We start from the raw sequence: 18,125 nt of genomic DNA on the forward strand, positions 1-18,125 counted from the left end.
GCTGTGCGGGCTGGGGTGCCAGCAACGAAATGCTCAATCAGACGACCGGATATATGAGCCGACAAACGCGATCTTTTTAGCCTCATAGTCCCCCCTAATACGACGAGAGATCTATGTCAGCCCCAAAAGTTTTGGAGATTCTTAAGAACCTTTTTCTCAAAAGGTTCTTAAGCCGCCGGAGGCATGCCTTTCACGCCCGCCCGGCGAGGGCCCGCCGGGGGCACCCCGCCCTCCCCTGGCGCACGAAAAAGGCCCCGTCCGGATATCCCGGCGGGGCCGTTCGGCGCGTGTTGTCGGCGCGGTTATTCCATCTTGAAATCGGGCTGTCCGGGCTGGACGGCTTTGCAGTCGCCCTTGCCGCCCCTGCCCTTGTGCATGGCGGTATTGATGATTTCGGTGGCGGTGGCGACCATGCCGCCCATGCTGGCGAGGTCGGCGGGGATGATCATGGTGTTGTTCGTCTTGGCGAGCTTGCCGAACTCGTCGATGTACTGCTGGGCGACCTTGAGGTTCATGGCCTCGGGCCCGCCGGGCAGGTTGACGGCCTCGGCGACCTTGCGGATACCTTCGGCGGTGGCGTCGGCCACGAGGAGGATTTCCTGGGCCCGGCCTTCGGCCTCGTTGATGCGTTTCTGTTTTTCGCCTTCCGAGACGTGGATGGCTTCCTGGCGCAGGCCTTCGGCGCGGTTGATGCGCGACTGGCGGTCGCCCTCGGAGGTAGCGATCTCGGCGCGTTTTTCGCGTTCGGCCTTCATCTGGGCCTCCATGGCGGCCATGACGGTGCCCGGAGGGGTGATGTCCTTGATCTCGTAGCGCATGACCTTGACGCCCCATTCCTGGGCGGCCTCGTCCACGGCCTGGACCACGGAGGCGTTGATGGACTCGCGCTCCTCGAAGGTCTTGTCCAGGTCGATCTTGCCGATGGCCGAGCGCAGGGAGGTCTGGGCGAGCTGGGACGCGGCGATGTAGTAGTTTTCGATGCCGTAGGCGGACATCTTGGCGTCCATGACGCGGATGTAGAGCACGCCGTCGATGGTCACGGACACGTTGTCGCGGGTGATGCAGGTCTGGGCCGGGATGTCCATGACCTCTTCCTTGAGGGACCGTTTGTAGGCGATGCGGTCGATGAACGGAATGAGGATGTGCAGGCCCGCGCCGATGGTCTTGGCATATTTGCCGAGCCGTTCGACGACGAACTGGCTTTTCTGGGGCACGACCACGGCGGTCTTGATGATCAGGACGACCACCAGGAGGACGAAAACCAGGGCCGTGACCAGGGATGTCATGGTTGCGGGATCCATTTCTATTGCTCCTTTTTCACCACGAAGGCGTTCACGTCGTTTTCGTCACGCTTGACGATGCGGACCATGGAGCCCGGCTCCACGGCTTCGCTGCTCCGGGCGCTCCAGAACGAGCCCTGGAACTTGATTCTGCCGGGTTGGGGCGGACGGATGGGGTCCACGACCTCGGCCTGCTGGCCGATGACGTTCGGCTCCTTCTCGTCCTCGGCCTTTTCACCGGTGAAGGTGGCGGCCATCATCTTGCGGAACAGGAGGAGCAGGACCAAGGACGAGACGCCAAAGACCACGAGCTGGACCGGAACCGAGGCCCCGAAAAAGGCGGTGGCCCCGGCGATGAACGAGCCCACGCCGAAGAAGACCACGATGAAGGCGGGCACCGCCAGTTCGGCGATGACGAAAACCACGCCCACCCCCAGCCAGATGAGCCATTGTATGTTTTGCGCCGAGGCGAAGTATTCCATGGGACCTCCCGAGTCTCCATGAAAACTAACGGATTCAACGGAGTTTGTCGATACGGATCGGCAACGATCGCGCGGGTTCCGGTCAGGCGCCGAGGATCTCTATGCGGTCGCCCTTTTTGACCTTGCCGCCCCGGACCACCCGTCCGAACACGCCCTCCTTGGGCATGATGCAGTAGCTCACCTGCTTGCGGATGGCGCAGCCGTGGTGGCAGGTCTTGCCGATCTGGGTGATCTCGAGCTCGGCCTCGCCCACGGTCAGACGCATGCCGGGCGCGAGTTCGGACGCGGCCACGCCCGTGGTAGTGATGTTCTCCGCGAAATCGCCCGCCTTGAGAGTCTCGAGTTCCTTCTTCATGTCCTCGATGCGCTCGAACGCGAGCAGGCTGACCTGCCGCCCGCTCCCGCCGTGGGCGTCGTGTTCCACGCCGTAGTCCTCGATGAGCGTGATTGATTCCACCTCATGTTTCTTCTCGCCGGTCCTGTCGCTGATATTGACCGCCTGTACCGTTCCCATGGTTGCCTCCGGGGGTTTTATTCCAGACTGTTGAAGTATAGATTCACCCGGATGCGCCGCAAAGGCAAGCCACAAGGGCTTTCCCCACCCTTGTGCACCGGTCGGCTTGCACATTGTTGCGCCGGGCGACCATCTGGGCTAGGGTGCTTCCGTTTCCGCCGCTCATCCTCGGAACCCCGAAATATTTATGAAAATCCGCACACTCCTTTCGATACTGTTTCTTCTGGCCCTGGTCCTGCCCGCACGGGCGCAGGATCCCGACTATCTTTCCATCATGGCCCACGAGTCCGAGATCAAGGCCATCGCCACCGTGTCCAAGGTGCAGGTCATGGCCAACAACGCCGACGGCACCCTCAAAAACGTGACCTTCAAGAAGGTCTACGCCATCACGCCCTATGTGGCCGACACCTTTGTCGGCGGCTGCAAGACCCTGGAAAGCAACTGGCAGAAAAGGGCCGAGGGCATGATCTACTTCAACCCCAAGCCGGGCCAGAAGGTCTTCGTCACCGTGACCACCAACGGCGGAGCCATCACCAGCTTGACCCCCCTGAACGCCGCCCTGGACCACGTGGTCCGCAACGAGCCCTACCGGCTGACATACAGCCACGGCCGGGCCTCCATCCTGCCCCGCGACTGATCCCGGCAACTTTTTTTGCCCTTCTCCATCTTGCGCCCTTGACTTGGTCGGACATTTGGCTATATTGCCAATTGTAGACCAAGGAGGTGATCGTGGTGCAGGAAATCGTACTGGCCGACCGTTTCGAGGAGCGGGCCAAGGTGGTCAAGGCCATGGCCCATCCGTCGAGACTGATGATGATCGACGAACTGTCGCGCGGCGAACGGTGCGTCTGCGACCTGCGCGAGCTGGTCGGGGCGGATATGTCCACCGTGTCCAAGCACCTGTCCGTGCTCAAGAAGGCGGGCATCGTCGAGGACGAGCGGCGCGGCAAGCAGATCTATTATCGGCTGCGCGTGCCCTGCGTGATCAACTTCTTCCACTGCATCGAGTCCGTGATCGAGGCCAAGGGGAAGTAAGGCGCGGAGACGCCGCCCGGCCGGGTTGATATTTTTTTGGCAAAACACTTGGCGAAATCGCCAATCGAGGTAATCATGTCTGAACGGAACAACCTTTCCTGCGCCTGCGAAGGCGGCGCGCCCAAGGCCGCCAAAGGCGAAACCGGCGTCGGGCGCATCCTGCTCCTCCAGGCCCTGGCCGTGGCCGCCTGGTACGTCCTGTACCTGCAACTGCTGCCCTTCTCCAACTGGTTCGCCTACGGGCTGCTCGGGCTCGATCCGGCCAGCCACCTGGGGTCGGCCGTGCAGTTCTTCGTCTACGACACGCCCAAGGTGCTCATGCTCCTGCTGCTGGTGGTCTACGGGGTGGGCATCCTGCGTTCGTTCGTGACCGTCAACTGGACCCGCGCCTTCCTGGCCGGGAAGCGGGAGTCCGCAGGCAACGTCCTGGCCGCCCTGCTCGGCGTGGTCACCCCGTTCTGCTCCTGCTCGGCCGTGCCCCTGTTCATCGGGTTCATGACCGCGGGCATCCCGCTGGGCGTGACCTTCTCCTTCCTCATCGCTGCGCCCATGGTCAACGAGATCGCGTTGGTCCTGCTCTACGGTCTGCTCGGCTGGAAGATCGCGGCCCTGTATTTCGCCACCGGCATCAGCATCGCCGTGGTCGCGGGCTGGGTCATGGGCCGCATGCGGCTCGAGCCCTACGTCGAGGACTGGGTCCGCGAGATTCGCGCGGGCGAGGCCGCGGACGAGCCGAACATGACCTGGAAGGACCGTTTCACCTACGCCCTTGATTCCGTGCGCGACATCGTGGGCCGGGTCTGGAAGTACGTGGTCCTGGGCATCGCCGTGGGCGCGGCCATCCACGGCTATGTGCCGGAAGGCCAGCTGGCCGGGATCATGGGCAGCGAGGCCTGGTGGTCGGTGCCCCTGTCCGTGCTGCTCGGCATCCCTATGTACACCAACGCGGCGGGCGTCATCCCGGTGGTCGAGGCCCTGCTCGGCAAGGGCGCGGCGCTGGGCACCACGCTGGCTTTCATGATGTCCGTCATCGCCCTGTCCTTCCCGGAGATGGTCATCCTGCGCAAGGTCCTCAAGCCGAGGCTCATCGCCGCCTTCATCGGGGTGGTCGGCTGCGGCATCCTCATCGTCGGCTATCTTTTCAACGCTGTCATCTAACCGATTTCAAAGGAGTTTATCATGAAGATTCTGGTCATGGGCCCCGGCTGCCCTAAGTGTGAACAGACCGAAAAGACCGTGCGCGACGCCGTGGCCGAAGCGGGCATCGCGGCGGACATCGAAAAGGTCAAGGATTTCCAGGAAATCGCCAAGTACGGCATCTTCTCCACCCCGGCGGTGGTCATCGACGGCGAGGTCAAGGTGGTCGGCAAGGCCCCGTCCAAGAAAGAAGTACTCGGCTGGCTGAAGTAGCCGCAGACCAGGGAGGAAGACATCATGTCCGATTGCGGTTGTTCTTGTCAGGCGGCTCCAAAATTCGTGTTCTCCTGCTCCGGCGCGGCGGACGTCGGCGAGGTGGCGGACCAGGCCGCGCGCGGCGTGTCCCGTGAGGGTACGGCCAAGATGTTCTGCCTGGCCGGCATCGGCGGCCGGGTGTCCGGCATCGTCAAATCCACCGAGGCGGCGCAAAAGGTGGTGGCCATCGACGGCTGCCCCCTGAACTGCGCGCGCAAGACCCTGGAGGCGGCGGGCTTCACCACGTTCGACCACATCCAACTCGGCGACCTCGGCTTCAAGAAGGGCGAGTCCCCGGCCACCCCGGAAAACATCCAGACCGTGATGCGGGCCGTCACCGAAGCGTTCTCGAAATAGCCCGCCCCACAAGCGAACAAAGCCCCCCGCCGCACACGCCGCAGGGGGCTTTTTCATGGTCGAAGCCGTGCTCTACGCGGCCGCTAATCGTCCTTGGAGATCGCCTGCGGTCCATCTGCCGGTTCTGACGTCGTTATCCCTGTATCCCAAGTTCCCAACGAGATGCCACTAAACAACAGGCCCCTTATGAAACGGGGCCTGTACTTTCATGCTTGTTTCTTCAACTCGGGATGGCGCTCGTAGAAGCCTTCCAGGGGTTCCATGGGAGTACCGCATCGAGGGCATATTCCGTCCCTTGCTTCGGCAAGAGGCCGCGCGGTTTCGCAACGGGGGCAAATAAAGACCTTTTTGTAATCCCGTTGCCCCTTGCGGCAAGACAGAAGCAACATGACCAAGCCCAGAAGGGAAATGCCAATCCCCAACGGAATGTTGTATGCGCTTTGCTCCCAACAGTAGCCGTACCAGCACGCGGTAGGGGAAAGGATGGTCATGGCACCCCATGCAAGGTTAACGGCCCCAAACACCAGAAGGAATATGTTTACTTTTCTTTTTTTGCTCATTGGCTACATCATTCCCTTTTTCAAATCGATCGTTAACCTCTTGAGCCAGGAATTTACCGGCAGTAACCAGTTGTCCTTCCGGTGTCTCCGGCGGCAAATTTGGATCAACAATATCTTTGCCAATCCTTGCGACCTTATCAATTTTATCCGGGTTTGTTCTGGCCCAGTCGAGGCCGACCTTGGCAATTTCACCGCCCTTGCTCACCGCGGCCTTCGCCGCATCGCGTCCCTGGCGGATCAGTGTCGGGGCCGCGCTTATGACAGCCGGTGCAGCCTCGACCGCTTCGGCAGCGCCGGCCGCTCCTGCCGCCATGGCCGAATTGATCGCTGCTGCACCGGCAAATCCCCGGGCAGCTCCTTTAGTCGCCTTTAACGGATCTTCCTTGTTCTTGCCTGCCAACGCTCCCAGCCCATCGGCCGCAAGTCCGGCCAACGTCGTTCCTATCCCGGCAATGCCGGTCGCCCCCGCAAGACCTATAAGCAAAGGTACAAACAACCCCAGCGGATCAGTCTTATTCACCGGGTCATCCAGACAATACCCGTACCAGTCCGGGTCGCCGCCCTTGTCCCCGATGGGGTCCGGCGCGGTCCATCGCCCGGTCCTGACGTCGTAGTCGCGCCAGCCGAAACGGACAAACCCCAGGTCCCGGTCGTGCAGGCCGCCCGCGAAGCCGAGGGGCAGGCGCAGGTCCGGGTTGGTGTCCTCGACGATCCCCCCGAACGGGTCGTACCGGATATCTTTTATCATATTGTTGTCCATATCGGCAACCACACGCAGGGAGCCGACCTGATTGTAGAACAGCCCGGCCACCTCGCTGTCGTCGCGGCGCATGGCGAAGGGGAGAGGCAAGAGAAAACACCGCCGAACTTTCGCTCGGCGGTGTTATATATGTGAAGCCGCTAGGGTTCTACCGTTCAATACCTTTCGTTTCACCTGTCAGAGGAGTATTCGCGGTGTACTCTATACGGGTCAAATGCATATCCGCTTCTTGAATCAAGCCTATTCCAGAGGCATACTTGCGCGGCATGCAGTATTCCCCTCCGACAGTGAGTACTGTTCTTATCTCTCCGAACAATTCATATTTCTCAATTGATACGATGGTGCAATCCGTAACAATCCGCTTGCCCGTATCCATCCGTGTGGCAGGATTTCCCCACTGTTTGCGCCCGGTATCAAGACTTATTAGCGGGGGGATGCTCCCTCCGCTGGAAAGGGGCGCTTCCATGACCCGGGAGCCATCGGTGTATTGGATGTATTCGCGAACATCCTTTCTCACTCCGATATCGGGTATGGTTGTTATCATTTCTTCTTTTATCAAGCAGCCCCCCTTGGCGTCTTTGCATACCCCCGTAAGGGTCATTGTGGCTGGTGTGAACTGAAAAGAGTAATGATAAACCGTTCCGGGAGCGGGTCCCATGAAATCAGCAGGGATCAGTGTTGTTTCCGCACCGAAGGCATTGGCGGCAAAAGTAAGATTCACCAGGCAAAACAACAGGAGGCTACGGCCCAGGAGGCGGAGTGTAGCGCTCTGTCTCATTCGTCCAAGGGTTTTTGATGAGGTAGTATTCACATTCCGATGGATCACCTCCCCCGGCCCAACAAATACCGTTGTTCCACCTGACTTCATACGCATAGCGTTTGCGTTGCTCCTTTTGATCTTCCAGGACAGTTCGTTCTCCGTCGCATATTCGAATTTTCTTTTTCGTTCTTTCCTCAAGAACAGCATATTTTCTGGACCACTGAACGGAAAGGGCCGCCCCAGTGAGATTTGAACTGAAAACCACGTAATCATATTTGAGTGTAGGGCCTTCCCACGTTGTTACCCAGTCACCAAACTCAACCCCCTCTCGGGCCTTTTTCGCTTCACATTTGCAGTTGGGATGAGGGCGCATGGAATCAATATCTGTACCCTCCGGGATAATGGTGCCATCAAGTGCTTGGCATTTTTCACAGGCATTTTCTTTCGCCTTCCATATCCGGACTGTTTCCCATTCGAAATTCTCCTCAATCACATCTGACAGCCAAGATGCGAGACCCATAGGGTCATTCCCGTTCACCGGATCGCCCAGGCAATACCCATACCAGTCCGGGTCGCCGCCCTTGTCGCCGATGGGGTCCGGGGCGGTCCATCGGCCGGTTCGGACATCGTAGTCGCGCCAGCCGAAGCGGACGAAACCGAGGTCCCGGTCGTGCAGGCCGCCCGCGAAGCCGAGGGGCAGACGCAGGTCCGGGTTGGTGTCCTCGATGATCCCCCCGAACGGGTCGTACAGGACCTCCTTTATCACGTTGTCGTCCATGTCGGCAACCACGCGCAGGGAGCCGACCTGATCGTAGAACAGCCCGGCGACCACCCCGTCGTCGCGGCGCATGGCAAAAGGCGTGCGCTCGCCGTCGCGGTAGGCGAACTCGTATTGGTGGTGCCCGTCATAAAACGCGGCCAGGCGCACGAAATCGAGCCACTGGTAGGCCTCGACGATCTGGCCGTTCCGGTATTTGGCCACGCGCTGCCCGTCCTCGTCGTGGGCAAAGGAGAAAACCTTGTCCCGGTCCTCCTCCTCGGCCTTGAGCAGCCGATAGTCCGGGCTGTACTCGTACAGGGTGTACACGCCCTTGTCCGACCAGATGGACCGGAAGCCGCGCTCGTCGTGCGAATACTGTCCGCCCCCCGCGCGCATCAGCCGGTTGTCCGGGGTATACTGGTACTCGCGATAGTTCGCCCCGGCCGTGGCGGGCAGGTAGTCCCGTATCCGGCGGCCCTCGCGGTCGTACCAGCACTGGCAGATCAATCGCCCGTCCAGCTTGGCCTCGGTCAGCCGCCCGCCGGAGTCATAGGCATAGGTCCAGGCGGACTTCCGCCCCCTGACCGTCTCAATTTTTTCCACAATGCGCCCGTCCGGGCCGCGCCTCAATTGACAAAGATAAGGTGCTGCCATGGCAACCTCCCTGGTTTCGTCCCCGAGGCCCGTCCCCGAGAATCCCAACCAGCATACCCCCGGTTTTCGCCAACACCCTGTTTTGTCGAAGAATGACGCCTGAAAGCACCCGATAAGCATAAAAAAGCAACTTGACAGGGGAAAGAAGAATGCCTCCGGCGGCCAGAGGGGAAACTTTCGAGAAAGTTTCCCCTCTGGACTCCCCTTCAAAGCTTTTTATGTGCCTTCGGCAAGGCCGTGCGGATTCGGGAATACCCCTCCCCCTTGGAGCGATTCGGGTGCACAGCACCCGACAGCGGCTCTTCTGCCGCGCTCGCACAAGGCTTTCGAGAGTGGTGTAGCTGTGCATTTTCTTCCGGCCGGGGCAACCGCAGCGTGCCTCAGCTCTTAGGCCGAGCTTGCTCGGTCTTAGAGATGACGACAGCAGCGATAGCCGTCTACGTGAGGATTGGCCCGGCCGGAAAAAATGTGCAGATGCGCCGCTATCGGAAGCCGCCTCCCTTCCGAAGGACGATCCCCAAATGTGCAGATGGCCCGCTAACGCAAGCCGCCCCCTGAGCCACTTACCGCCCCCTTGCCGTTCACCGGGTGGATTGTGACCGTTCACCTAAAAAGAGGGGCGGTTGGCTTTTGCTTTCTATAGATGATAACGTGTCAACGGCGGACTCCGCCATGGTTCGACATTCCAGTGGGTTGCGGCCCGTACCACGCGGGCGAGGCGAAGAAACGATCAGCTCAGGAGCATCTCGATGACCGAAGAAGAAAAGAAAATCGAAAGCATGCAAAAGGATGGACAGATATTTCAACCCGACGCCTCCATGGCCGCACAGGCCTGGATTCAGAGCATGGACGCCTACCGGGCGGCCCACGACCGGGCCCTCAACGACCCGGACGGGTACTGGGGCGAGCGGGCCAAGGAGTTGATCGACTGGTTTTCCGATTTCGACTCCGTGCTGGAAGCGGACTACGACAAGCCGGAGTTCAAGTGGTTTTCGGGCGGCAGGACCAACGTGGCCTACAACTGCCTGGACCGCCACCTGACCGACGGCCGCCGGAACAAGGCCGCGCTCATCTGGCAGGGCGAGCCCGAGGAGGACGTGCGCGTCTACACCTACCAGATGCTGCACACCGAGGTCTGCCGGTTCGCCAACGTGCTCAAGAAGAAGGGCGTCAAGCGCGGCGACCGGGTCTCCCTGTACATGCCCATGATCCCGGAGCTGGCTATCGCCATGTTGGCCTGCACCCGGCTGGGCGCGCCGCACTCCATCGTGTTCGCGGGGTTCTCGTCCATCGCCCTGCAGTCGCGCATCGAGGACGCCGAGGCCAAGGTCCTGGTCACCGCCGACGCGGTCCTGCGCGCGGGCAAGACCATCCCGCTCAAGCCCAACGCGGACGAAGCCCTCAAGGACTGCCCGTCGGTGGAGCAGTGCATCGTGGTCAAGCGCGGCGGCAACGAGGTCAACATGGTCGAGGGCCGCGACTCCTGGTGGCACGACGAGATCACGGCCGAGGACATCACCTCGGACTGCGGCTTTGAAGAGATGGAGGCCGAGGACCCGCTGTTCATCCTGTACACCTCCGGGTCCACGGGCAAGCCCAAGGGCGTGCTGCACACCACGGGCGGCTACCTGACCTACGTGGCCCACTCCACCCAGATCGTCTTCGACGTCAAGGACGACGACGTGTACTGGTGCACGGCCGATGTGGGCTGGATCACCGGCCACTCCTACATCGTCTACGGCCCGCTGGCGCTGGGGGCCACCTCGGTCATGTTCGAGGGCGTGCCGAGCTACCCGAAGCCGGACCGCTTCTGGCAGATCGTGGACAAGTTCAAGATCAACATTTTCTACACCGCGCCCACGGTCATCCGCGCGCTCATGCGCGAGGGCGAGCAGTGGACCAAGACCTATGATACGACGTCCCTGCGCCTGCTCGGCTCGGTGGGCGAGCCCATCAACCCCGAGGCGTGGCTGTGGTACCACGACCACGTGGGCAACGGGAAACTGCCCATCGTGGATACCTGGTGGCAGACCGAGACGGGCGGCATCATGATCTCGGCCATGCCCTACGCCACCCCGCTCAAGCCCGGCTCCGCGACCCTGCCCCTGCCCGGCGTGTCGGCCCAGATCGTGCGCCGCGACGGCACCCGCGCCGAGCCCAACGAAGGCGGCCACCTGATCATCGACAGGCCGTGGCCCGGCATGCTGCGCAACGTCTGGGGCAACCCCGAGCGCTACAAGTCGACCTATTTCGCCGGGTTCCCCGGGGCCTACGAGGCGGGCGACGGCGCGCGCGTGGACGAGGACGGCTACTTCTGGATCATGGGCCGGCTCGACGACGTCATCAACGTGTCCGGCCACCGCATGGGCACCGCCGAGATCGAGTCCGCCCTGGTGGCCCACCCGGACGTGTCCGAGGCCGCCGTGGTCGGCATGCCCCACGACATCAAGGGCGAGACCATCTACGCCTACGTGACCCAGCGCTCCGGGGTCGAGCCCACCGACGAGATGGTCAAGGAGCTCAAGGTCTGGGTGCGCAAGGAGATCGGCCCCATCGCCACGCCGGAGTTCATCCAGTTCGCGGACGGGCTGCCCAAGACCCGCTCGGGCAAGATCATGCGCCGCGTGCTGCGTAAGATCGTCGAGGGCTCCACGGACTTCGGCGACACCTCGACCCTGGCCGATCCGGGCGTGGTCACCGATCTGGTCGAAGGCAACAAGGACTTGTTGAGCTAACGCCGACTTCCGAGAGCGGCACGTGTGCACATTTTTCGGGCTTGCCGCGTCCTCGCCGTATTTAAGATGCGGCTGCGGGGCGGCTGCGCCCGGGAAATGCACATCCGCACCACTTTCGAAAGCCTCATTTTGGCAAAGAAGAGACCCCCGCATCGTGCGGGGGCCTTTTTGTTCGGAGGAGGCCGGTTATTCGTCCCGCCCTTCGCGCAAGGCCCGTATCCTGTCGGCCACGTAGCGGCAGAGGTGGTAGGCCCCGGTCCTTTCGAGCCGGGCCGACAACTGCACCTGCAATTTCTCCGCTTCCTGCAACGTTTCAGCGCCGGTCCGCAGTGGTTCCTGGCGGGACCGGCGGATGAGCCGCGTTATGTCGGCGAAAAGCTGCTTTTCGAGGGAGTCGCCGGACTCCACGGAGAGGGTCGGCCCGGTGGACGGTTTGACCTTGCCTTCCTTCTTGTCCTTTTCCCACTGGCGCATTTTGGCCTCGGCCATGATGTCGAACGCGCGCATGCCTACTTGCCCTCGGCCAGGGCCCAGGCCATCAGGGCGTTGATGCCCGCCATCCGGCAGCGCGCGGCCGCGGCGAAGGCCCGGCGGATGTCGGCCTCCTCCTCGAACTCCCGGAGGATGGCCACCATGCCCCGGACGGACTCCTCCAGGATACGCCGGACCATGAAGCGGAAGGTGCGGGCCTGCTCCAGCTGCGGGAACTGCTCGCGCGCCTGGGCCAGGGTCCGGTCCTCCATGTCCCGGATGTAGTCCGGGACGAAATCCGCGTATTCCGTGCCTTGCCCCCACCCCAGGAGGATGACGGCCTTCAGGCGGTTCCGGGCCAGGAAACCGAGCAGCTCCCCGGACGGCCCCGCCGTCATGTCCTGGTCCGGCTCCATGCCGTCGGGACGGGCGAAGGCCGCGATGCGCTCGCGGGTCAGGCGCGACAGTTCGGCCACGAACTCGTCTGTGACGATCGAGCGAAACAACGCCTGCTTGTTGGGGAAATACTTGTATACGGTGCCCGCCGCCACGCCCGCGTCACGCGCGATCGCGTCCACGGTCGCGCTGTCGAACCCCTGTTCGGCGAACCGCGCCTCGGCAGCCGCCGCGATCCGGACCCGAACGCTCTCCTTGAGAACCTGCGCCATGGGTTGCGCTCCTTTTATAAAAATGAATTATATATTCGCTTTTGATAAGTGAACAGTATATTCACTTTTGTGCGGTGTCAAGGATATGGTCGCGGAGAGGGCGGTCGGAGGCTGCGGGCTGGGAATATCCCGCCAGGAGGGCAGGTTGGAGGGTACAGCCTGATCATTAGAAAAATTAACCGACAAGCGCTATCGATTACTATTTCCTTATGATATGTTGAGCACAATACTCTGTGCCCATGCGGGGTGCGGTTTTGTGCGAACAGTATGCAAACACAGGAGACAACCATGTCAAAAGACACGAAAAAGATGACCGGTGCCTTTGGTTCCCCCGTTGGCAACGACCTGAATACCGTAACTGCCGGGGCGCGTGGTCCGGCCCTGATGCAGGACGTGCATCTGCTGGAGAAGCTGGCCCATTTCGACCGCGAACGCATCCCCGAGCGGGTGGTCCACGCCAAGGGCGCCGGGGCCTACGGCTACTTCGAGGTCACCGCCGACGTGACCAAGTACACCAAGGCCGCCTTCCTCTCCGAGGTGGGCAAGAAGACCGAGGTTTTCGCCCGGTTCTCCACCGTGGGCGGCGAGAAGGGCAGCGCCGACTGCGAGCGCGACCCGCGCGGCTTCGCGCTCAAGTTCTACACCGAAGAGGGCAACTACGACATGACCGGCAACAACACCCCGGTCTTCTTCATCCGTGATCCGCTCAAGTTCCCGGACTTCATCCACACCCAGAAGCGCGACCCGCTGACCAACCTCAAGAGCCCGACCATGGCCTGGGATTTCTGGTCGCTGACCCCGGAGTCCATGCACCAGGTGACCATCCTGTTCTCGGACCGAGGCACCCCGGCCACTTACCGGAACATGAACGGCTACTCCAGCCACACCTACAAGTGGTACAACGCCAAGGGCGAATACTTCTGGGTTCAGTACCACTTCAAGACCGACCAGGGGATCAGGAACCTGACCGGCCCCGAGTCCGACGCCATGCGCGGCAAGGACCCGGACCACGCCACCCGCGACCTGTTCAACGCCATCGAGGCCGGGGACTACCCGTCCTGGACGCTGGAGATGCAGATCATGACCCCGGAACAGGCCAAGGATTTTCCCTGGGATATCTTCGACATCACCAAGGTCTGGCCGCACAGCGAGGTCCCGCCCATCACCGTGGGCAAGCTTGTGCTCGACCGTAACCCGGAAAACTACTTCGCCGAAGTGGAGCAGGCCGCCTTCAACCCGAGCAACCTCGTGCCCGGCATCGGCGTCTCCCCCGACAAGATGCTCCAGGGCCGCCTCTTCTCCTACCACGACACCCACCTGCACCGGCTCGGGCCCAACTACCACCTCATCCCGGTCAACCAGGCCAAGAACGCGCCCGAAAACAATTACCAGCGCGACGGCAACATGCGCGTGGACCACAACGGCGGGTCCGGCCCCAACTACTGGCCCAATTCCTTCCACGGACCGGCCCCGGACAACGTCTCCCTTGAGCCGGACATCCCGCTCGAGGGCGTGGGCCAGCGCCACGAGTTCAATCACCCCAACAACGACTTCGTCCAGCCCGGCACGCTCTATTCCGTGGTTATGACCGACCGAGATCGCGCCAATTTGGTCAGCAACATCGTGGGCAATATGGAAACCGTGCCCAAGCCCATTCAACTCAGGCAGTGCGCCCTGTTTTACCTCACCCACGAGGACTATGGCACCCGCGTCGCCCAAGGCCTCGGCCTCGACCTGGCCGAAGTCAAACGGCTGGCAGGAATGACCCAGGAAGAACGGGTCGCGGCGACGCAGGTCAAGTAAGAGGAAGAATGCCTCCGGCGGCCTCTTCGGGGAGACCAGGGAACCCTTTGGAAAGGGTTCCCTGGACCCTCCCAAACTTTTTGTGTGCCTTCGGCAAGGGCGTGCGGAAGCGGGGAGAGGGGTGTTGTGTCTGGGGGCGGTAGCAGCTTGGCCATGCGGTGTCCCGAAGGGTTCGCGCCGGACGTCCGTGGGCCTCGGAGGGCCGCCCGGCGCGAACCCTTCGGGACGGTTGCCAACGCCGCCCCGTCGTTTTGGGGGAACTTGAGAAATGGGTTTTGCGGCGTTCTCATACTTTGAAAGCGCAGACAATCCCTTGCGCCCGCACTATCCGCGCAGCGGCACAAAAAGTTTAGGAAAGGGGAGGGGATGGGGGTCCGGGGGAAGGGGAGAGGGAAAACCCTTTGAAAAGGGCTTTTCCTTCCCCTTCCCCCAGACCCCCATTCCCATCCTTTCCCAAACTTTTTGTGTGCCTTCGGCAGGGGTTGGAGGACGCGGTTGGGGATGCCGGTAGGTGTGGGGTGCTTACTTCACTGCGTCGAGGTGCAAGCCGCCTCTTGAGAGTTGGCCCAGGCCGGAGGCGAACCGGAAACGGAGCCGGGCGGCGGGCGAGTCCGGTTGGTCGGTGATGAAAGAATGGTGTCTGCCGATGTCGGGTCGTTATCCCTGTAGCCCCAGTTCCCAACGAGATGCCACTAAACAACAGGCCCCGTATGAAACGGGGCCTGTACTTTCATGCTTGTTTCTTCAACTCGGGATGGCGCTCGTATAAGCCTTCCAGGGGTTCCATGGGAGTACCGCATCGAGGGCATATTCCGTCCCTTGCTTCGGCAAGAGGCAGCGCGGTTTCGCAATGGGGGCAGACTGTAATCGGTTCGCTCCTCTTTCTCCCACGAAATGCGCCAACAATCATAAACACTCCGATACCACCGACAATGGCACCCATCGCGAGATGATACCGCCCCCACTCCCAACAATATCCGAAACGGGTACAGTATCCGAGATCGAATACCATAGTCGAGGCAACCAGCAGGCTAGCGACCCCACCAGCCAGAGGCAGCAGGCTGAGACTTTTGTTTGCCCGAACGCTTTTCTCTTTTTGAGATTGAGTCATATATTTGTTTCCCCCCCCCTCTATTGCGATTGTTGCGGTTTGCCCTTCGACCGTTTCGGGAGGCATGTTCAGGCTAAGCGGGTCCGTCACAATCCTGCCTTTTTATCAGGGCGAATCAGGCGCTATTGCCGCAGCCGTCACCGCACAAAAGGTGAACAGCAGCGCGAAAGAACCAATGAGGGTAGTGAGGGCCATCATGAGAGGAGAGGTTGAATGCCATATGGTTAGCAAATAATTGAACAGAACATACAAGGAAATGGTCGAGACAATGAAACCGATTTTCCAGGCTCCCTTCAATCTTCGAGATTTCCCCGTGGCCACCCTTATCAGGAGCGGAGAAAAGACGGCATATATCCCTGAAAAAGCCACGATGGCCAAGACGCGAACGAAAACCACTGGTTGGCCCATATGAACAGCGGCTCCCAACACGATGGCTACGATCAGAAAAACAACCAACAACAAGAGCGAGTATCGCATGTTTCGCCAAGAAACCATCAATCCAAAATACTCACGGAGAGTAGTGGATTTCCCGTTGCTTATGGCAATCAAAAGCGGTGAAGCCACAAACGCGAACACGACAAGCGCGAAAGGGTTTGCCTCCAAAATGACCACCATTAAAAAACATATCATTCCCGCAAAAAACAGCACGCGGCTGTTGTCCAACAACCGAGTAGCAATAAACTGTAACATTCGCACCTCAAAAGGGGCTGACGACAGGATTCGCCGCCAGCCCCGTCATGTCATTTCTTCCATGTTTGATTGTAGTACTCGTCTATTTTCTCACCGTGTTTGCCGAACCGCCCTTCCTGTATTTCTTCAATCCGCTCATCGTATTTCCCAATACCATTTTCCCAGATGCGCGTTCCAGCTTCCATGAGAACATCCTTCACCCCTCCGCTTGGGGGGAGAAACACATCCGTCATCTCTCTACCAATCTTATTGAGTGTGGGTGCCGCTCTCAACATGGGACCAATCGATTGTGCCCACAATCCCAATGGGTCGTTACTATTAACCGGGTCATCCAGACAGTACCCGTACCAGTCCGGGTCCCCACCCTTCTCCCCAATCGGGTCCGGCGCGGTCCAGCGGCCGGTCCTGACGTCATAGTGATTCGGGCCATCCATGGCCCTCACCCCTTCGGGGTTGCGCCCTGAGGGGCGCGGTCCAAATCCGCTGTCCTGCGGATTTGTCGCGCCAGCCGAAGCGGACGAAGCCTAAATCGCGGTCGTGAAGGCCGCAGCCCTTCGTATGAGCCAAGAAGGCGGTTAAACAAAACCGTCGGGCATAACAATACGTTGCTGCGTGGAAGGCCCAGATTGATATATGGTTATGCTGCTATTTGGAATCCGCAACGTGGTAGGGGGCAACTTTCAATGTAATCGAAACCACGAGAAGACAATAGGCTAAATACTCAATAGAATACATATTTGATTTGTTTATAAATCCAATTATGAAGTATGCGAAGAATATTAAAGATATAATAATCATTGATCCAGTTAAAATGTTTTTGTGTCGTTTGCTAGTATTTTGAGTAGTAGAGAGAGTTAGTGCAACAACAATAAGTTGAATTATAAATAAACTGATGTTTGCCTCAATAGGATATGGATTGTGTATCGTTAGCAATGCAATATATCCTATTGGGATGAGCGACATAAAATAAGATATTTCAACATCGTGTTGTGCAGCATATGGATGTCTAAAAATTATAGTCGTACCCATCATCACTTGTATGAGACCGACGACAGAAGATACGTAGATGATTTTTTGGCCCTCAAGATATAGGCACATATTAGATAGTATGTACAATAACCCTATTGCGATACCTATGAATGCACAAATTTTCATCATATATGCCTTGCCCCGAAATCCGCTAAAAAAAAGCAGTATTACTGCCGTGGTAGCAACAGCTTCCACCGACGAAGAGATTGTCGGGCCGCTTTGGGACAGGCTGAAAAATTGTTTTAGTAAAATCAGCAGAAAAATGGCGATCAGAAATGCTTTTGATAACGGCACCCTTGCCTCCAACTACCGGGGCCGCGCGAGCAGCCCCGGCATTGTAGATGATTAAAACAAGCCTTTTGTTACATTCTCCCACCATGTCCCAACATGTGTGATATCTTCCGGCTTTTTAGTACGAATTTCTCTGTCGGCTCCCCCACTTTTCCGAGGTGGTTCCGATAATTCCTTTTTCTTCTCTTTCATATCATGGCACGCGGGGAAGCATCCGAAAAGGTCGAGCGGGTAGTTGGTAAATGCCCCAAAGTCATCGAGTTTGTCCTTCATCACTTGTTTAAGCCCATCCTTTTGTTCTTGCGAGAATGGGGAGAACAATCCCGCCGGATCAACCCCATTCACTGGGTCATCTAGACAATACCCATACCAATCCGGGTCGCCGCCCTTATTCCCGATGGGGTCCGGGGCGGTCCATCTACCGGTTCTGACGTCGTAGTCCCGCCAGCCGAAGCGAACGAAACCCAGGTCCCGGTCGTGCAGGCCGCCCGCGAAGCCGAGGGGCAGACGCAGGTCCGGGTTGGTGTCCTCGATGATCCCCCCGAACGGGTCGTACAGGACCTCCTTTATCACGTTGTCGTCCAGATCGGCAACCACGCGCAGGGAGCCGACCTGATCGTAGAACAGCCCGGCGACCACCCCGTCGTCGCGGCGCATGGCAAAAGGCGTGCGCTCGCCGTCGCGGTAGGCGAACTCGTATTGGTGGTGCCCGT

19 protein-coding genes and 1 pseudogene are annotated in these 18,125 nt (G+C 59.8%); 8 read left to right on the plus strand and 12 right to left on the minus strand.

The window, feature by feature from the left end; genetic code table 11:
* Positions 1-302: 302 nt before the first annotated feature.
* From AB6M95_RS16905 to AB6M95_RS16915, 3 genes are all read right to left on the minus strand, one after another.
* Positions 303-1,301 carry an SPFH domain-containing protein gene (locus tag AB6M95_RS16905; protein WP_371387921.1) on the minus strand — a complete coding sequence of 333 codons (999 nt, stop codon included), beginning with the start codon at positions 1,299-1,301 and terminating at the stop codon, positions 303-305.
* A gap of 2 nt (positions 1,302-1,303) precedes the next feature.
* Positions 1,304-1,762, minus strand: coding sequence for an NfeD family protein (locus tag AB6M95_RS16910; RefSeq protein WP_371387922.1), 459 nt, complete (start codon positions 1,760-1,762; stop codon positions 1,304-1,306).
* 82 nt (positions 1,763-1,844) lie between these two features.
* Positions 1,845-2,276 carry an MOSC domain-containing protein gene (locus AB6M95_RS16915; protein ID WP_371387923.1) on the minus strand — a complete coding sequence of 144 codons (432 nt, stop codon included), beginning with the start codon at positions 2,274-2,276 and terminating at the stop codon, positions 1,845-1,847.
* 187 nt (positions 2,277-2,463) lie between these two features.
* Here AB6M95_RS16915 and AB6M95_RS16920 point away from each other — a divergent pair, with 187 nt between their 5' ends.
* The 5 genes from AB6M95_RS16920 to AB6M95_RS16940 all read left to right on the plus strand — a co-directional run bounded on the left by AB6M95_RS16920 (position 2,464) and on the right by AB6M95_RS16940 (position 5,120).
* Positions 2,464-2,913 (plus strand): hypothetical protein, encoded by a 450-nt coding sequence (locus AB6M95_RS16920; protein ID WP_371387924.1) that lies wholly within the window; start codon positions 2,464-2,466, stop codon positions 2,911-2,913.
* A 95-nt stretch (positions 2,914-3,008) separates the two neighbouring features.
* A complete protein-coding gene (locus AB6M95_RS16925) occupies positions 3,009-3,311 on the plus strand; it encodes an ArsR/SmtB family transcription factor (RefSeq protein ID WP_371387925.1) in 303 nt (100 codons plus the stop codon).
* A gap of 75 nt (positions 3,312-3,386) precedes the next feature.
* On the plus strand, positions 3,387-4,469 hold the full coding sequence (locus tag AB6M95_RS16930) for a permease (protein ID WP_371387926.1): 1,083 nt from the start codon (positions 3,387-3,389) through the stop codon (positions 4,467-4,469).
* Positions 4,470-4,490: 21 nt separating this feature from the next.
* A complete protein-coding gene (locus tag AB6M95_RS16935) occupies positions 4,491-4,721 on the plus strand; it encodes a thioredoxin family protein (protein WP_371387927.1) in 231 nt (76 codons plus the stop codon).
* A 24-nt stretch (positions 4,722-4,745) separates the two neighbouring features.
* Positions 4,746-5,120, plus strand: a complete 375-nt coding sequence (locus AB6M95_RS16940; RefSeq protein ID WP_371387928.1) for a putative zinc-binding protein — start codon at positions 4,746-4,748, stop codon at positions 5,118-5,120.
* A gap of 507 nt (positions 5,121-5,627) precedes the next feature.
* On the opposite strand, the gene AB6M95_RS16945 is transcribed toward AB6M95_RS16940, so the two are convergent.
* Genes AB6M95_RS16945 through AB6M95_RS16955 form a run of 3 tightly spaced genes read right to left on the minus strand, consistent with a single transcriptional unit; the run spans position 5,628 to position 8,614 of the window.
* Positions 5,628-6,530 (minus strand): RHS repeat domain-containing protein, encoded by a 903-nt coding sequence (locus AB6M95_RS16945; RefSeq protein WP_371387929.1) that lies wholly within the window; start codon positions 6,528-6,530, stop codon positions 5,628-5,630.
* Positions 6,531-6,588: 58 nt separating this feature from the next.
* The gene (locus AB6M95_RS16950; protein ID WP_371387930.1) at positions 6,589-7,173 is read right to left on the minus strand and encodes a hypothetical protein; all 585 of its coding nucleotides are present in this window, start codon (positions 7,171-7,173) and stop codon (positions 6,589-6,591) included.
* A gap of 7 nt (positions 7,174-7,180) precedes the next feature.
* A complete protein-coding gene (locus tag AB6M95_RS16955; RefSeq protein WP_371387931.1) occupies positions 7,181-8,614 on the minus strand; it encodes an RHS repeat domain-containing protein in 1,434 nt (477 codons plus the stop codon).
* A gap of 749 nt (positions 8,615-9,363) precedes the next feature.
* Between AB6M95_RS16955 and acs the strand changes: the two genes are divergently transcribed.
* A complete protein-coding gene (gene acs, locus AB6M95_RS16960) occupies positions 9,364-11,349 on the plus strand; it encodes an acetate--CoA ligase (protein ID WP_371387932.1) in 1,986 nt (661 codons plus the stop codon).
* A gap of 186 nt (positions 11,350-11,535) precedes the next feature.
* Here the strand turns inward: acs and AB6M95_RS16965 are convergent, their stop codons facing one another.
* Positions 11,536-11,856, minus strand: coding sequence for a hypothetical protein (locus AB6M95_RS16965; protein ID WP_371387933.1), 321 nt, complete (start codon positions 11,854-11,856; stop codon positions 11,536-11,538).
* A gap of 2 nt (positions 11,857-11,858) precedes the next feature.
* Complete coding sequence (locus AB6M95_RS16970; protein ID WP_371387934.1) at positions 11,859-12,488, minus strand: TetR/AcrR family transcriptional regulator; 630 nt, start codon at positions 12,486-12,488, stop codon at positions 11,859-11,861.
* A gap of 288 nt (positions 12,489-12,776) precedes the next feature.
* On the opposite strand from AB6M95_RS16970, the gene AB6M95_RS16975 reads away from it, so the two are divergent.
* Complete coding sequence (locus AB6M95_RS16975) at positions 12,777-14,291, plus strand: catalase (protein ID WP_371387935.1); 1,515 nt, start codon at positions 12,777-12,779, stop codon at positions 14,289-14,291.
* Positions 14,292-15,507: 1,216 nt separating this feature from the next.
* On the opposite strand, the gene AB6M95_RS16980 is transcribed toward AB6M95_RS16975, so the two are convergent.
* The 3 genes and pseudogenes from AB6M95_RS16980 to AB6M95_RS16990 form a co-directional block, all read right to left on the minus strand.
* Positions 15,508-16,092: a hypothetical protein gene (locus AB6M95_RS16980; RefSeq protein WP_371387936.1), complete on the minus strand. Its 585-nt coding sequence runs from the start codon at positions 16,090-16,092 to the stop codon at positions 15,508-15,510.
* Positions 16,093-16,142: 50 nt separating this feature from the next.
* Positions 16,143-16,277, minus strand: a complete 135-nt coding sequence (locus AB6M95_RS16985; protein ID WP_371387939.1) for a hypothetical protein — start codon at positions 16,275-16,277, stop codon at positions 16,143-16,145.
* Positions 16,278-16,445: 168 nt separating this feature from the next.
* A pseudogene (locus tag AB6M95_RS16990) lies at positions 16,446-16,526 on the minus strand (hypothetical protein); the annotation flags it as partial.
* Between the two features lie 674 nt (positions 16,527-17,200).
* Here AB6M95_RS16990 and AB6M95_RS16995 point away from each other — a divergent pair.
* Entirely contained in the window at positions 17,201-17,470 is a 270-nt protein-coding gene (locus AB6M95_RS16995) for a hypothetical protein (protein WP_371387937.1), read from the plus strand.
* Here AB6M95_RS16995 and AB6M95_RS17000 read toward each other — a convergent pair.
* On the minus strand, positions 17,467-18,125 hold a 659-nt coding region (locus AB6M95_RS17000; protein ID WP_371387938.1), incomplete at its 5' end, for an RHS repeat domain-containing protein. The genes AB6M95_RS16995 and AB6M95_RS17000 overlap by 4 nt on opposite strands.

The organism is Pseudodesulfovibrio karagichevae (assembly GCF_041414475.1).
GTDB lineage: Bacteria > Desulfobacterota > Desulfovibrionia > Desulfovibrionales > Desulfovibrionaceae > Pseudodesulfovibrio > Pseudodesulfovibrio karagichevae.

Coding starts and splice junctions, on each gene's coding strand:
- AB6M95_RS16905 (WP_371387921.1), bottom strand. CDS start 1,301: ATGGATCCCGCAACCATGACATCCCTGGTCACGGCCCTGGTTTTCGTC.
- AB6M95_RS16910 (WP_371387922.1), bottom strand. CDS start 1,762: ATGGAATACTTCGCCTCGGCGCAAAACATACAATGGCTCATCTGGCTG.
- AB6M95_RS16915 (WP_371387923.1), bottom strand. CDS start 2,276: ATGGGAACGGTACAGGCGGTCAATATCAGCGACAGGACCGGCGAGAAG.
- AB6M95_RS16920 (WP_371387924.1), top strand. CDS start 2,464: ATGAAAATCCGCACACTCCTTTCGATACTGTTTCTTCTGGCCCTGGTC.
- AB6M95_RS16930 (WP_371387926.1), top strand. CDS start 3,387: ATGTCTGAACGGAACAACCTTTCCTGCGCCTGCGAAGGCGGCGCGCCC.
- AB6M95_RS16935 (WP_371387927.1), top strand. CDS start 4,491: ATGAAGATTCTGGTCATGGGCCCCGGCTGCCCTAAGTGTGAACAGACC.
- AB6M95_RS16940 (WP_371387928.1), top strand. CDS start 4,746: ATGTCCGATTGCGGTTGTTCTTGTCAGGCGGCTCCAAAATTCGTGTTC.
- AB6M95_RS16955 (WP_371387931.1), bottom strand. CDS start 8,614: ATGGCAGCACCTTATCTTTGTCAATTGAGGCGCGGCCCGGACGGGCGC.
- acs (WP_371387932.1), top strand. CDS start 9,364: ATGACCGAAGAAGAAAAGAAAATCGAAAGCATGCAAAAGGATGGACAG.
- AB6M95_RS16965 (WP_371387933.1), bottom strand. CDS start 11,856: ATGCGCGCGTTCGACATCATGGCCGAGGCCAAAATGCGCCAGTGGGAA.
- AB6M95_RS16970 (WP_371387934.1), bottom strand. CDS start 12,488: ATGGCGCAGGTTCTCAAGGAGAGCGTTCGGGTCCGGATCGCGGCGGCT.
- AB6M95_RS16975 (WP_371387935.1), top strand. CDS start 12,777: ATGTCAAAAGACACGAAAAAGATGACCGGTGCCTTTGGTTCCCCCGTT.
- AB6M95_RS16980 (WP_371387936.1), bottom strand. CDS start 16,092: ATGTTACAGTTTATTGCTACTCGGTTGTTGGACAACAGCCGCGTGCTG.
- AB6M95_RS16985 (WP_371387939.1), bottom strand. CDS start 16,277: ATGGAAGCTGGAACGCGCATCTGGGAAAATGGTATTGGGAAATACGAT.
- AB6M95_RS16995 (WP_371387937.1), top strand. CDS start 17,201: ATGTACAATAACCCTATTGCGATACCTATGAATGCACAAATTTTCATC.